Source organism: Nonomuraea thailandensis (assembly GCF_024172165.1).
GTDB classification, from domain to species: domain Bacteria; phylum Actinomycetota; class Actinomycetes; order Streptosporangiales; family Streptosporangiaceae; genus Nonomuraea; species Nonomuraea thailandensis.
Window position 1 is genome coordinate 7,514,571 of the sequence record NZ_JAMZEB010000002.1, and the last position, 14,419, is coordinate 7,528,989.

The 14,419-nt window shown below is 71.9% G+C and carries 12 protein-coding genes; 7 read left to right on the plus strand and 5 right to left on the minus strand.

The window, feature by feature from the left end; all coding sequences use genetic code 11:
* Positions 1–88: 88 nt before the first annotated feature.
* The 4 genes from HD597_RS38230 to HD597_RS38245 all read left to right on the plus strand — a co-directional run bounded on the left by HD597_RS38230 (position 89) and on the right by HD597_RS38245 (position 4,941).
* A complete protein-coding gene (locus HD597_RS38230; RefSeq protein WP_253748861.1) occupies positions 89–1,630 on the plus strand; it encodes a CDP-alcohol phosphatidyltransferase family protein in 1,542 nt (513 codons plus the stop codon).
* Positions 1,627–2,349, plus strand: coding sequence for a DUF5941 domain-containing protein (locus HD597_RS38235; RefSeq protein ID WP_253748863.1), 723 nt, complete (start codon positions 1,627–1,629; stop codon positions 2,347–2,349). The genes HD597_RS38230 and HD597_RS38235 overlap by 4 nt, the downstream gene beginning before the upstream one ends.
* Positions 2,350–2,526: 177 nt before the next feature.
* Positions 2,527–3,918: a glycoside hydrolase family 16 protein gene (locus HD597_RS38240; protein WP_253748866.1), complete on the plus strand. Its 1,392-nt coding sequence runs from the start codon at positions 2,527–2,529 to the stop codon at positions 3,916–3,918.
* A 78-nt stretch (positions 3,919–3,996) separates the two neighbouring features.
* Positions 3,997–4,941: an isopenicillin N synthase family dioxygenase gene (locus tag HD597_RS38245; RefSeq protein ID WP_253748868.1), complete on the plus strand. Its 945-nt coding sequence runs from the start codon at positions 3,997–3,999 to the stop codon at positions 4,939–4,941.
* Here the strand turns inward: HD597_RS38245 and HD597_RS66160 are convergent.
* A complete protein-coding gene (locus HD597_RS66160; protein ID WP_308210771.1) occupies positions 4,938–7,289 on the minus strand; it encodes a GH1 family beta-glucosidase in 2,352 nt (783 codons plus the stop codon). The two genes, HD597_RS38245 and HD597_RS66160, sit on opposite strands and share 4 nt — an antisense overlap.
* A gap of 92 nt (positions 7,290–7,381) precedes the next feature.
* On the opposite strand from HD597_RS66160, the gene HD597_RS38260 reads away from it, so the two are divergent.
* From HD597_RS38260 to rocD, 3 genes are all read left to right on the plus strand, one after another.
* On the plus strand, positions 7,382–7,867 hold the full coding sequence (locus HD597_RS38260; RefSeq protein ID WP_253748870.1) for an Lrp/AsnC family transcriptional regulator: 486 nt from the start codon (positions 7,382–7,384) through the stop codon (positions 7,865–7,867).
* A 124-nt stretch (positions 7,868–7,991) separates the two neighbouring features.
* Positions 7,992–8,789: a dimethylargininase gene (gene ddaH / locus HD597_RS38265; RefSeq protein WP_253748872.1), complete on the plus strand. Its 798-nt coding sequence runs from the start codon at positions 7,992–7,994 to the stop codon at positions 8,787–8,789.
* 2 nt (positions 8,790–8,791) lie between these two features.
* Positions 8,792–10,006 carry an ornithine--oxo-acid transaminase gene (rocD, locus tag HD597_RS38270; RefSeq protein WP_253748873.1) on the plus strand — a complete coding sequence of 405 codons (1,215 nt, stop codon included), beginning with the start codon at positions 8,792–8,794 and terminating at the stop codon, positions 10,004–10,006.
* Positions 10,007–10,126: 120 nt separating this feature from the next.
* On the opposite strand, the gene HD597_RS38275 is transcribed toward rocD, so the two are convergent.
* From HD597_RS38275 to HD597_RS38290, 4 genes are all read right to left on the minus strand, one after another.
* Entirely contained in the window at positions 10,127–11,425 is a 1,299-nt protein-coding gene (locus HD597_RS38275) for a CU044_5270 family protein (protein ID WP_253748875.1), read from the minus strand.
* On the minus strand, positions 11,418–11,993 hold the full coding sequence (locus tag HD597_RS38280; RefSeq protein ID WP_253748877.1) for an RNA polymerase sigma factor: 576 nt from the start codon (positions 11,991–11,993) through the stop codon (positions 11,418–11,420). The genes HD597_RS38275 and HD597_RS38280 overlap by 8 nt, the downstream gene beginning before the upstream one ends.
* An 80-nt stretch (positions 11,994–12,073) precedes the next feature.
* Complete coding sequence (locus tag HD597_RS38285) at positions 12,074–12,790, minus strand: class I SAM-dependent methyltransferase (protein WP_253748879.1); 717 nt, start codon at positions 12,788–12,790, stop codon at positions 12,074–12,076.
* Between the two features lie 5 nt (positions 12,791–12,795).
* A complete protein-coding gene (locus tag HD597_RS38290; protein WP_253748881.1) occupies positions 12,796–14,343 on the minus strand; it encodes an alkaline phosphatase D family protein in 1,548 nt (515 codons plus the stop codon).
* Between the last annotated feature and the right edge of the window lie 76 nt (positions 14,344–14,419).

A 14,419-nucleotide genomic window follows, 5' to 3' on the forward strand; every position in this document is an offset into this window, starting at 1 on the left:
GCGACTTTGCGTCACTCTCACTAGACTTTGACGTCTGTCCCCGCATTACCCGTTGTTCAACCCCCCGCTACCGCCTCGAAAGGGAGTCATGACCCGCGTGGTCCTGCTGGGCGCCTCGCCCGGCCCCGACATCTCTCCGACCGGCCTGAGGCTGGCCGCGCTTTCCGGCAATCCCACTGTGTCCGAACGGCTGCGCAGCCAGCTCGCCTCCATGGATCCGCGCTTCGCCACGATCCCGACGGACGACGTCGCGACCGCCCTGCGCGCCCTGGCCGACGTCGCCGAGCAAGCAACGGAGAGCCTGTTCATCATCCCTGAGAACTCTGTCGTCCACGACGAGCTGATCTACCAGATCACCAAGTCCAAGCGCGGTGCGCTGGCGCTCGTCGCGAAAGAGCCGCGGGTGGGGGTGACGGAGGACAACGGCCTGGAGGAGAACGGTCCCGAGGACAACGCCGTCGAGGACCGCATCCCCATCGACGAGGCCGACCCCGAGATCGGCATGAACCGCGTCGAGGGCCTGCCCGTGCGCGTCCGCATCGGCAAGTCGCGCGTGGTCTCGGTGGGCACCGCGAGCCACGCCGTGACCAGGCCCAACGCCGTGGTGCTCGGCCCGTTGCACATCAGCGCGCGCAACGCGCCGAGGCTCGCGGAGACCTGCCGCGAGCTCGCGGCCATGGCCGACCGGTTCGGCGCCGACGACGACCTCGTCCAGCTCATGGTGTTCGGCCTGGTGCGCAACGGCGTGTCGGTCGGCATCCGCGGCCGCCGCGACCTGTTCTACCGCCGGGTCACCACCCAGGAGGAGATCAACGAGGCCGGCGCCGAGATGGCCGGGATGAACGAGGACCGCGCCCGGCTCAACAACGCCGTCAAGGGCGCCGACGGCTTCTTCACCACGTTCTTCGTCTCCACCTACTCGCGCTACATCGCCCGCTGGGCCGCCCGCCGCGGGCTGACGCCCAACCAGGTGACGCTGATCTCGATCGTGCTCGGCGTGGCCGCGGCCGCCTGCTTCGCCACCGGCGAGCGGCCCTGGATGGTGCTGGGCGGCGTGCTGATCTACTTCGCCTTCGTCTTCGACTGCGTGGACGGGCAGGTCGCCCGTTACGCCCGCAAGTTCGGCGTGCTGGGGGCATGGCTGGACGCGACGTTCGACCGGTTCAAGGAGTACGTCGTCTTCGCGGGCCTGGCCGTCGGCTGGGTGGTCTCCGGCAACGGCGACGAGATCTGGATCCTGGCGCTGGCCGCGCTCGGCCTGCAGTCCGTACGCCACCTGCTCGACTTCTCCTTCGGCGTCGCCAACCGCCGCAAACCCCCCGCCCCGCTGCCCACCACCCCGCTGGACGCCCCCGACGACCGCGACCTGCGCCAGAAGCTGACCGCCCGCAAGGCGGAGCGCAGCCAGGGCCTGCGCGGCGTGCTGAAGATGTGGACGAAGGCCGGAAAGTACCGTGCGGTCCACTGGGCGCGTAAGATGATCGTCTTCCCCATCGGCGAGCGTTTCGCGGCCATCGCGATCACCGCCGCCCTCTTCGACGCCCGGATCACCTTCATCACCCTCGTGATCTGGGGCTCCGTCGCCGCCGCCTACACCCTCACCGGACGCCTCATGAGGTCGCTCGTATGATCACCCAGCCGCAGGCCATGGCCACCCCCACGCCGGACCCCGACGAGGAGCGCCGCCGCATCCAGACCGCCCGCCTCGTCGCCTACCGCGACGACGGCCCGCTCGGCCACGCCCTGTCCGGCAGGATCGGCGCCGGCCTGCCCCCCGTGCCCGCCACGCTCGTGGCCCTGCTCGCCGTGGTCGGTGTCACGGTCGCGGGGCTGCTCGACTCCGGCGGCCCCATCCTCCTCCTGCCCGTGGCGATCGTGCTGCTGCTGGTGCTGCCCACGACGCCGCGCGACCACCTGGGCCGCTTCGACTGGCTCACCCCGCCGCTGCTGCGCGCGGCCGAGTTCTTCACCATCATCGCGATCGGCCTGGCGGCCGAGGCGCCGAAGTGGCTGCTGTTCGTGCTGGTGTACGTCGTCGGCTACCACACCTACGACACCGTCTACCGCACGCGGCAGAGCATCTGGCCGCCCGCCTGGGTGTTCCGGGCCGGGCTCGGCTGGGAGCTGCGGCTGCTGGTCATCGGCGTCGGCGCGGCGCTCGGCGTGCTGACGCCGGTGCTGGCGGTGCTGACGGCGTACCTGTTCGTGCTGTTCGCGGTGGAGAGCGTGACGAGCTGGGTGCGCCTGGACAAGGCTTCCGCCCAGGCGGGCGCCGACGCCGAGCAGGACCTGGAAGCCTCCCCCGAGGACGCCCTGGAGCAGGCGACGGGAGAGGCGGAGAAGGGCTGAGTTCTCCCTCTCCCCGTACGGCGCCGCACATCCGTGCGGCGCCGTGTTTTTTCGCCGGAACCCGGTTCGAGAGCGCTCTCCAGCACGCTTGTAACCTTCCTTGACAGGCGGTAAACGCTGTGCTCAGATCGTGAGAGAGCGCTCTCTCCAGCGCTCAGGCACCCCCGGGAGAGAGTCATGACAACAGCGATCCGGCACCGGCGCCGCCTGGCGGCCGTGGCCGCGGCACTAGTCGCGCTCAGCGGCCTGCTCGTCAACCTGGCCGTCAGCGCCTCGGCCAGCGTCCCGCCCACTCCTTCGGGCTGGTCCCTCGTCTGGTCCGACGACTTCAACGGCTCCGCCAACACCCTGCCCTCGTCGAGCAACTGGATCATCGACACCGGCCACTCGTACCCCGGCGGCCCGGCCAACTGGGGCACCGGCGAGGTCCAGAACTACACCTCCAGCACCGCCAACCTGAGCCTCGACGGCTCCGGCAACCTGCGCATCACGCCGCTGCGCAGCTCGTCCGGCGAGTGGACCTCGGCGCGCATCGAGACCAGGCGCGCCGACTTCAAGCCCGCCGACGGGCGCATCCTGCGCATCGAGAGCCGCCTGCAGATGCCGAACGTGACCGGCAACGCCGCGCTCGGCTACTGGCCGGCGTTCTGGGCGCTCGGGGCGCCCTACCGGGGCAACTACTGGAACTGGCCGGCGATCGGCGAGTTCGACATCATGGAGAACGTCAACGGCATCAACTCCGTCTGGGGCGTGCTGCACTGCGGCGTCAACCCGGGCGGCCCCTGCAACGAGACCACCGGCCTCGGCGCCAGCCGCGCCTGCCCCGGCTCGACCTGCCAGTCGGCCTACCACACCTACCGCTTCGAGTGGGACCGCAGCGTCAGCCCCAACCAGCTGCGCTGGTACGTGGACGGGCAGCAGTTCCACGGCGTCAACCAGTCGCAGTTCGACGCCACGACCTGGAACAACATGACCGGGCACGCAGGCTACTTCCTGCTGCTCAACGTGGCCATGGGCGGCGCCTTCCCGAACGCCCTGGCCGGCCAGACGCCGACCGCGGCCACCGTTCCCGGACGGCCGATGATGGTCGACTACGTGGCCGTCTGGCAGAGTGGCACCGGCACCACGCCGCCCCCCACCGACCCGCCGGGCGGCGTCGACGCCCGCTCCACCATCCAGGCCGAGCGCTACCAGGGCCAGTCGGGCACCATCGTCGAGACCACCACCGACTCGGGCGGCGGCCAGAACGTCGGAGCGATCACCAACGGCGACTGGCTGCGCTACGACGGGGTCGACTTCGGCTCCACGCCCGCCACGCAGTTCAGGGCCAGAGTGGCCTCCGGCGCGGCGGCCGGGGTGAGCGGGCTGGTGCAGGTCCGCCTCGACAGCCCGACGGCCCCGCCGATCGGCGACTTCGCCCTGGCGAGCACGGGCGGCTGGCAGAGCTGGCGCACGATCCCGGCGAACGTCTCCGGGGTGACGGGCACGCACACGGTGTACCTGACCTTCTCCTCGGGGCAGCCGGCCGACTTCGTCAACGTCAACTGGTTCACCTTCTCCACCTCCTGATCAGCCTGATCAGCTTGATCAGCGGCACGCCCGGGCGCGGAACCCCTCGCCCGGGCGTTTCGGGGGAACAATGGTGCGATGAGCGAATTGCCGGTGATCGACATCGCCCCGCTCCTCACCGCGGGCCAGGGAAGGCGGGCCGTCGCCGACGCGATCGGCGCCGCCTGCCGGGAGCACGGCTTCTTCTACGTCTCGGGCCACGGCGTGCCGCCGGCGCTCGTCGACCGGCTCGACGCGGCGAGCAGGCGCTTCTTCGCGCTGCCCGAGCCCGTCAAGAACGAGATCGCGATGGCGCGGGGCGGGCGGGCCTGGCGCGGGTTCTTCCCCGTGGGCGGCGAGCTGACCTCGGGGCGGCCCGACCTGAAGGAGGGCGTCTACTTCGGGGCCGAGGAGCCGCCGGGCGCCGTGCCGCTGCACGGGCCGAACCTGTTCCCGGCCCAGGTGCCCGAGCTGCGCGAGGCGGTGCTGGAGTACCTGCGCGCGATGACGGGCGTCGGGCAGGCCGTGATGGGCGGCATCGCGCTGAGCCTGGGGCTGGCGGAGGACTACTTCCGCACGGGCTACACGGCCAACCCCACCATCCTCTTCCGGATATTTCACTATCCGCCCGGGCCTGCCGACGACCCCGACACCTGGGGCGTCGGCGAGCACACCGACTACGGGCTGCTGACCCTGCTCCTCCAGGACGACAACGGCGGCCTCCAGGTCCGTACGGGCACGGGCTGGATCGAGGCGCCCCCGGTGCCGGGCACGTTCGTGTGCAACATCGGCGACATGCTCGACAAGCTCACCGGCGGCCGGTACCGCTCCACCCCGCACCGCGTACGCAACCGCAGCGGCAACGAGCGCCTCAGCTACCCGTTCTTCTTCGACCCCGGCTGGGACAGCGAGGTCCCGCCCCTCCCCTACGCCCCCGGGCGCCGCTGGGACGGCCAGGTGGACTTCACCGGCACCTACGGCGAGTACCTGCTCTCCAAGGTCTCCAAGGTCTTCCCGCACCTGTTCGAGCAGCAGCAGCTCTAGGTCGAGTCGCGCACGACGAGCCGGGTGGGCAGCACCACGGACGTCGTGTGGCGGCCCTCCAGGCGGGACAGCAGCAGCCGGGCCAGCGCCAGCGCCTGCTCGGCGACGGGGACCCGCACGGTGGTGAGCGCCGGGGTGGTGGCCGAGGCGGCGTCCACGTCGTCGAAGCCGACGATCGCCAGGTCCTCGGGCACCCGCCGGCCGAGCTCGCGGGCCGCCTCCAGGGCGCCGATGGCGAGCTGGTCGGTGGCGGCGAAGACGGCGTCGAGCGACGGCGTGTCCGTCAGGAGCCGATGAGCGGCGGCGGCGCCCGCGGCGCGGGTGAGGTCGTCGGCGGGCGCGAGGTGCGGCGTCAGGCCCGCCCGCTGGAGCGCCGCCCGGTGGCCGGCCAGCCGGTCCTGGACGGTGACCAGGTCCATGGGGCCGCACACCATGCCGATGCGGCGCCGCCCGCGGGCGAGCAGGTGCTCGGTGGCCGCCGCGGCGCCGCCCGTGTTGTCCACGTCCACGTACGGCACCAGCGACGCGATCGGCGGCTTGCCCAGCAGCACGAGCGGCACCTCCGTGCGGGACAGGCGCTCGGCCAGCGTGTCGCCCCGGTCGGGCGGCAGCAGCACGACCCCGTCGGCCAGCCGGGCCTCGACGTGCGCGGCGATGCGCCGGTGGCTCTCGGCCGTGTCGGCGAGCATGAGCGTGATCTGCTTGCCTGCGCCCTCCAGCAGGCTCGTCACGTACTGGACGACGGCGGAGGTGAGCGCGTCGCCGCCCTGCCGGGGGACGGACAGGACCAGGGCGACCGCGTTGGTGCGGCGGGTGACGAGGCTGCGCGCGGCCAGGTTGGGCACGTAGCCGAGCTCCTTGACGGCCCGCATGACCGCGGCCCTGACCTCGGGGCTCACGGACGACTCGCCGTTGACGACCCGGGAGACCGTCGCCCTGGAGACGCCCGCGCGGGCGGCCACCGTCTCCAGCGTCGGCCTGCGGGTCCGCGTCTCGGCCAGCCCGTTGCGCCGGATGACGTCGCGGTACCACAGCGCGCTGTCCTTCATCCGCCGCCGCTGGGTGGCGAAGTCCACGTGCACGAGGCCGAACTTGCGCTGGTAGCCGTCGGACCATTCGAGATTGTCGAGCAACGTCCAGACGAGATATCCGCGCACCGGGGCGCCGTCGTCGATGGCCGCGCGCAGGGCGCGCAGGTGCTCCTCGATGAAACTGATCCGGTCGACGTCGTGAATGCCGTCGCCGGTCACCACGTCCACGAAGTCGGCGCCGTTCTCGGTGACCATCAGATCGAGGCCGGGATAGTCCCGGGAAATGCGCCCGAGGAGCAGGGCGAGGCAATTCGGCACGATCGGCCAGCCCATGGCGGTGACCGCCGTCGGAATGGTGCAGAAGAGGATGCCCTCGCTGCCGGGATACGCCGGGTCGGCGGGCTCGCTGGGCTGCGCCTGGACGACCAGCGGGGTGTAGTAGTTGACGCCGAGCAGATCGACGGGCTGGGCGATGGTCTCCAGATCGCCGTCGTGGACGTGATCGAGCCCGGCGTGGCGCTCGATGACGGGCAGCAGCTCGGCCGGGTACGCGCCGCGCAGCGCCGGCTCCAGGAACTGCCGGTTGGCCAGCGCGTCGATCCTGGCCACGGCCGCGGTGTCCTCCTCCGACAGCTCCCTGCCGAAGTCGCTCACCTGCGCGGGCGTCATGACGGGCGAGATGTTGAGCACGATGCCGACCTTCGCGGCCCCGCCCGCGCGCAGCGCCTGGGCGGCCAGGCCGTGGCCGAGCAGCATGTGGTGGGCGCTGCGGAAGGCGTCGGCGGCCGACTTGCGGCCGGGCGCGTGGACGCCGGAGCCGTAGCCGAGGAACGCCGCCACCCACGGCTCGTTCAGCGTGAACCAGGTGTCCACCCGGTCGCCGAGCCGCTCGTGCACGGCGGCGGCGTACTCGGCGAAACGCGCGGCGGTGTCGCGGGACGGCCAGCCGCCGTCGTCCTCCAGCGCCTGCGGCAGGTCCCAGTGATAGAGCGTGGCATAGGGGGTGATGCCCGCGCCGGCCACCTCGTCGAGCAGCCGGTCGTAGAAGTCGAGGCCGGCCGCGTTGGGCTTGCCCCGCCCCTCGGGAAAGATCCGCGCCCAGCTCACCGAGAACCGGTAGGCGGCCATTCCCAGCTCTTTCATCAGCCGCACGTCTTCGGGATACCGGTGGTAATGGTCGCACGCCTCCGCGCGGTCGGCGGAAAAGGTGTCCCAGATGGACGGGAGACGACCGTCGGCGGTCGTGGCCCCCTCGATCTGGAAAGCCGACGTCGAAACTCCCCACACGAAACCCTCGGGGAAGCTCGTGATGCTCATGCTGGCGAATGCCTTTCGGTAACTGCTGTCCGGCCCAGTCTCCCGCGCGCCGCTCGTCGCGCGCCAGACTGGCCAGGCGGTATACAGAGCCCGTGGAACTGGACCAGCTCGATCGTGACATCATCGCCGCCCTCGTCGACGACGCCCGCCAGACCTACGCCGACATCGGGCACCAGGTGGGGCTGAGCGCGTCGGCGGTGAAGCGGCGGGTGGACCGGCTCCGCGAGACGGGGGCGATCACGGGGTTCAGCGCGCGGGTGTCGCCGCAGGCGCTCGGCTGGACGACCGAGGCCTACGTCGAGCTGTTCTGCCAGGGCAAGACCAAGCCGTCGGACATCGCGCTGGCCGTGACCAGGTTCCCCGAAGTGGTGGCGGCGGCCACGATCACGGGCGAGGCGGACGCGCTGCTGCACATCAGGGCGACGGACGTGCGGCACGTGGAGCGGGTGATCGAGCGCATCGCGGCGATGGCGTTCGTGGTGCGGACCAAGAGCTCCATCGTGCTGTCGAGGCTGGTGGACACACCTCCGGGCGCCGCCGTGCCGGAGGCGCGCAACACATCCGCCACCCCGAGCTGAAAGACGCAACAGACCCGCGCGAACACGCAATGTCAACCCCTGGCCTGCGCAAACACACATTCCTAGGCTGTCCTCAGCCCCTGAGATGGGGGTTTTCCCTGCTTAACAGCCGATGGAGTGCTGCATGCCCAAACACTTCCTCATGTGCCGCCCTGAGTACTTCACGGTCGAGTACGCGATCAATCCGTGGATGCATCCCGAGGCCGGCGCGGACCGCGACCTGGCGGTCCGGCAGTGGGAGGGCCTGAAGGCGGCGTACGAGGAGCTCGGTCACCAGGTCAGCCTGATCGACCCGATCGACGGCCTGCCCGACATGGTCTTCGCCGCGAACGGCGCCCTCGTCGTGGGCGGCCGCGCGTACGGCGCCCGCTTCGCCTACCCGCAGCGCGGCCCCGAGGGCCCCGCCTACCTGCGCTGGTTCGCCGAGCGCGGCTACCCGACGCTGGAGCCGGCGCACGTGAACGAGGGCGAGGGCGACTTCCTCACGCTCGACGACGTCATCCTGGCCGGCACCGGCTTCCGCACGGACGTGGTCGCCCACCAGGAGGCGCAGGAGTACCTGGGCCGGCCGGTGATCTCGCTGACGCTGGTGGACCCGCGCTTCTACCACCTGGACACGGCGCTGTTCCCGCTCGACGGCCGCAACGTCGCCTACTACCCGGAGGCGTTCTCGCCGGGCAGCCTCGCGGTGCTGCGCCGCATGTTCCCGGACGCGGTCATCGCGAACGCGCGCGACGCCGAGGTGCTCGGGCTCAACGCGGTCAGCGACGGCAAGAACGTGATCATCAACGCCGAGGCGTCCGACCTGCAGTTGGAGCTCAAGCGTCGCGGGTACGAGGTCATCCCGGTCGATCTGTCGGAGCTGCGTAAGGCGGGCGGCGGGCCCAAGTGCTGCACACTGGAGATCAGGGGGGAGAACTGATCATGACCACCAGCGCAGAGCTGATCGAAGTGAGCGAGCGCCGCAGTGCGCACAACTACCATCCGCTGCCGGTGGTGATCCACGAGGCGCACGGCGCCTGGGTCACCGACGTCGACGGCAAGAGATACCTGGACTGCCTGTCCGGCTACTCCTCGCTCAACTTCGGCCACGGCCATCCGAAGATCATCGAAGCGGCGAAGGAGCAGCTCGAACGCCTCACGCTGACCAGCCGCGCCTTCTACCACGACCAGTTCGCGCAGTTCTGCACCGGGCTCGGCGACCTCACGGGCAAGGACATGATCCTGCCCATGAACACCGGCGCCGAGGCCGTCGAGACCGCCGTCAAGGTGGCGCGCAAGTGGGGCTACGAGGTCAAGGGCGTCGAGCCCGAGCAGGCCAACATCATCGTGATGGAGGGCAACTTCCACGGCCGCACCACGACGATCGTCAGCTTCTCCACCGACCCGGAGGCGCATGACAACTTCGGGCCGTACACGCCGGGCTTCCGGATCGTCCCGTACGCCTCGATCGAGGCGGTGCGGGCGGCCGTGGACGCGAACACGGTGGCCGTGCTGGTCGAGCCGATCCAGGGCGAGGCCGGGGTGCTGGTGCCGCCGGACGGGTACCTGAGCGAGCTGCGGGCGCTGTGCTCCGCCGAGGGCATCCTGATGATCGCCGACGAGGTGCAGTCGGGGCTCGGGCGCACGGGGCAGACGTTCGCGTGCGACTACGAAGGGGTCGTGCCGGACATCTACGTGCTGGGCAAGGCGCTGGGCGGCGGGGTGGTGCCGGTGTCGGCCATCGCCGCCGACCGCGACGTCCTCGGGATCATCCACCCGGGGCAGCACGGGTCCACGTTCGGCGGGAACCCGCTGGCCTGCGCGGTGGCGAACGCGGTCATCGAGATCCTCAACACCGGCGAGTTCCAGGCCCGCGCCACGAAGCTCGGCGAGGTGCTGCACGGCAAGCTGCGCGAGCTGATCGGCCAGGGCGTGCTGGAGGTGCGCGGGCGCGGCCTGTGGGCCGGGGTGGACATCGACCCGTCGATCGGGACGGGGCGTGAGGTGTCGAAGGCGCTGCTGAAGCGCGGCGTGCTGGCGAAGGACACGCACGGCTCCACGATCCGGCTGGCGCCGCCGATCGTGGTCTCCGAGGAGGATCTCCTCTGGGCGATCTCGCAGCTCGCCGACGCCCTGTACGAGCTCAGATCCGCATGATCTCACGGCTCCGCGGAGCAGGGCCCACCCACCGCGCGTGGCTGGGCCCTGTCCAGGGAGACGCTCCTCCGGTTCACGGGGTCGCGCGCCGTTACGGCGCTCACTTGACCGTCCGCGTGGTCAATCCGTAACCGCCGGCACGGGGCCGGCCGCCGGCAGGTCCGCGACGGGCGACTCCGGCACCGCGCTGGCCGTCGGGGCCCCGGGCACCGGTGACGCCGTCTCCGCCGGGGCGCCGGGCGCCGGTGACATGCTCTCCGTCGGCGCGCCGGGCGCCGGTGAGGCCATCTCCGTCGGCGCGTCCGGTGCAGGGGAGGCGATCTCCGCGGGCGCGTCCGGTGCAGGGGAGGCGGTGGCCGTCGGGGTCGCGGGGGCCGGGGACCGCGGTGGCGCGCTGGATTCCGGCATGCAGGTGGCCTCCCCGTGCGCCCGGGCGGCCTCCGCCGGCAGCCGGTCCACCACCGACACGCTGAGCTGCGCCGTCAACGCCAGGATCCCGCCCTTCGGCGCCGCCGCGCCCTTGCCCTCCTCGACGACCTCCTCCCGCTCACCCAGGTACATGAACGTCTCCGGGTCGAAGATGAGCTGCGTCTCGGTCCCCAGCGCGCCTCCTCGCCTGGCCAGCGCCACGCCCTCGCGTCCGGCCGCGTCCTCGACCCCCTGCCGGACCCGGACGCCGGGGATCGTCTTGACCGCCTCGAACAGCGCCTGACGCTGCGCTCTGGGCAGGTAGGTCTCGGTGAGCAGGCCGCGGGCGCGGTCGAGCGCCGAGTGGTCCGGGTCCTGGCCCTTGCCGCCCAGCCGGTAGAGGCGCTCGCGCAGGGCGGCGGGGTCCGCGGGGAGGGTGCTCAGGTAGGCGTAGTCGGTGCGGTGCTCGCCCAGGCTGCCGGGGCAGGCGGCGAGCGTGTCCCAGGAGGTGCCCTGCCAGCCCGTCTGCTCGGCCTCGGGCAGCTCCTCGCCGGGCCACGGCCGCGGCTCGCGGGCCTGCCTCATCAGCAGGCCGTTCGCGCTCCCGTCCACCGACTGCCAGATCTTCCTGTGCGAGCGGTAGAGGTGCCGCGACGCCTCCTTGCCGTCGGCGCCCAGGGTGAAGGACCCGTACATCGTCTCGGACTCGACCACGATGAACTGGCCGGGGCGCGGATCGAGCTCGCCGGGCGCCACCTGGGCCGACTGCGTCGCCGAGGCGGCCGGGCCGGGGCCCGCCCCCTGGTCCGACAGGGCCACGGCGACGCCGCCCACCAGCACCACCGTCACCCCGAACGCGGCCGCCGCCTGCCGGCCCAGGCCCGGCAGGCGAAAGCGGCGGCCGCCCCGCGCCTCCGCCAGCAGCCGCTCCCGTGCCCGGGCCCTGGCCTCGGCCCCGTACGGCGGCGCCTCCGGCCGTCCCTCTGCGAACGCGCGAATCTCGTCATCCATGCTGGGGCTCCTCTGCGAAGGGGTCGGTGCCGCCGAGCGCCCTGCGTACCTTGACGCGGAGCCTGTGCAACCGGGACCGGACGGTGCCGACGGGCACGCCGAGCGCGAGCGCCGCCTCCTCGTAGGTCAGGTCCGCCCAGGCCACCAGCAGCAGCAGATCGCGCTCCGCCGCGCTGAGCCGGGTCAGCGCCCTGGCCAGGCGGGGCTGGAGCTGCTCGGCGGTGACCCGGTCGGCGCTGCGGTCGTCGAACGTGCCCGGGCGCTCCGCGCTCACCCTGGCCATGGCCGCGGTACGCCGCCGCTCCGCCCTGCGGTGCTGGGAGACGACCCTGGTCGCGATCCCGTACAGCCAGGGGCGGGCGTCGGGCCACGAGCGGTCGTAGCGGGCCCGGCCGCGGAAGGCCACCAGGAACACCTCGCCGGTCACGTCGTCGGCCAGCTCGGCCCCGAGCCGCCGGGCGGCGTACCTGTGGATCTCGTCGGCGTGCCGGTCGAACAGCGCCGCGAAGCTCTCGGGCGCGCCGATCGAACGGGCGATCAGCGTCGAGTCGTCGAGCGTGTCAGGCACATCCTGAACTCCCACCACGTGGCCGGTCCTCTCTCGTGCGGTCACCCTGTTGTTGGCCGCACGTCAGAGGCCGGTTCCCACTATTTCGGCATCCGCCACACCTGCATGCCGTCCGGGGCCTGTCCCGGCTCGAACCCGGCCTCCTTCAGCTCCGCCACCAGCACGTCGCCCGCGGGCCAGTGAGCGGTGGTGACCAGCTCGTCCTGGCCGATCACCTCGCCGCGCCGCCTGATCCGGTACCGGAACCGCGAGGTGACACGCTCCCCCTCGGCCTCCAGCACCTGCCCGGCGACCTCGTACGCGTGCCTGCCGACCTGGTAGGAGCCCATGACCCGGAGCTCTCCCGGCACGGCCGGGGCGCGGTCGCGCCAGTTGAACACCAGCCGCCCGCCCGGCTCCAGCTGCCCGCCCAGCACCCGCCACAGCGCGGCCCGCTCGGCGGCGGCGAAGCTCTGCAGCACCGAGATCATCACGACGGCCTCGGCCGGCTCGTCCAGCTCGACGTCCAGCGCCCCGCACGGCAGCACCGTCACCCGGCGCAGCGCCTCCGGGTCGGTGGCCAGGCGGGAGACGAGCACGGAGCGCATGCCGAGCGACGGCTCGACGGCGTGGATCTCGGCGGGGGTCACGCGGACGAGCAGCTCGGTGATCAGGCCGGTGCCCGCGCCGATCTCGACGACGCTGCGCCGCACGCCCGCCAGCAGCGGCGGCAGGAGCTCGCGGACCACGGGCACGTGGCCGTCCGCGTGCCAGAGGTCGTAGAAGGGGACGGCCGGGGCGTAGGTGTCGTCGTGCATGCGGTTCAGCGTAGGCGGGTGGTGTCGAGCGGTTTGACCACTTCGCCGGTGGAGCCGTACCAGGTGACCTCGTCGGGCAGGGTGAGCGTGGCCAGCGCGTTCTGGAACAGGGGCCCCTTGGTGATCTTCCAGCGGAACGGCGGGCGCGGGACGCCCGCCAGCCGTGCCAGCAGGCTGCCGACCAGGGTGGCGATCGAGAACTGGGTGAAGACGTTGGCCCAGCGCAGCAGCCGGCTGAGCGGGTTGCGGATGGGCGAGCAGACGATCTGGAAGACCGGGCCCCTGTCGGCCCTGGCCAGGTAGGAGTAGTGCACGTCGCCCGACAGGATCAGCACCGGCTTGCCCAGCCCGATCAGCAGCTTGGCCAGGTCGTCGAACGAGCGCCGGAACGCCGCCCAGTGCTCCAGGTCGATGGCCTGGCGCAACGTCTCGGACCACCGGCGCACGAACGGGCCCCACTTGCCGTCGCACAGGGCCTCGTTCCAGTTCTGCACGCCGTGGACGCCCTCGGGGAGCATGAACGGGATCGACGAGCCGATGATCAGCCGCTCGGCGGGCCGGCGCACCTGCTCCTCCAGCCACGCCCACTCCCCCGGGTCGAGCATGCGCCGGTCGCCGGGCGTGAGCTGCCTGGCGCAGCGGGTGTCGACCATGATCAGGCGGGCGGGGCCGAGGTCGCGGGCGTAGCTCCAGCGGTTGCTGCTCGGCTCGACGTCGGCCCGCTCGGCGAACTCGTCGAGCGCCGCCCCGCCGTCTCCGGCCATCAGCTTGGCCAGGAGCTCGTCCTCGGCCCGCTCGGCGGGCGAGAGGTTGCCCAGGTGCTGGTAGACCCAGTACGCCCCGAGGCCCGACACCACCCGGTGCCGCCACCACGGTGTTCTGGCCATCTGCTCGCGCCAGGGCTGGGAGGTGTTCCAGTCGTCGCGCAGGTCGTGGTCGTCGAAGATCATCGCGGTCGGCACGGTGGACAGCAGCCAGCGGATCTCCGTCTCGGTCCACGCCTGGCGGTAGAGCTCGGCGTACTCCTCGAAGTCGGCGATCTCGCCCTGCGGCTCGGTGCTCCTGCGGGAGCGGATGTAGGCGAGCATGTCGGACGAGGGGTTGTCGGCGTAGACCTGGTCGCCGAGGAGCAGCAGCAGGTCCGGCCACTCCTCCTCGCCCGCCTCCGGCAGGTGCTCGCCGAAGGCGCGCAGGACGTCGTCGCCGTGCGTGCGCACGGTGGCGGCGTCGTGGGGCACGCTGGTGCGGCACGAGCCGAACGCGAGCTTGCGCACCCCCTCGGGCGGCAGCAGCCGGATCCGGCTCGGCGGGCGACCCGCCATGGGCCATACCTGCTCCCCGTCGAGCGTGACCGAGTACGACGCGATATCCTGGGACAACTCGACGAGATCCACGATCGCGTAGTGGTGTCCGTGCACGGTGAAGGTAGGCGACCGGTAAGACCTGCCGTCCGCCTCCACGGTGACCGTGCAGGGCTCGGCGGTCTCCACCCAGATCGAGGCGCTGTCCGAGTCGACATATCTCAGCATCGGCCCCACCACCAGTGCGGGCATTCCACTCCTCAATTCGTCGGACCGTCACACTCTCGCTCCGCAAGCCTGCCAGAGTGGCACGGTCCACAGCACCCCG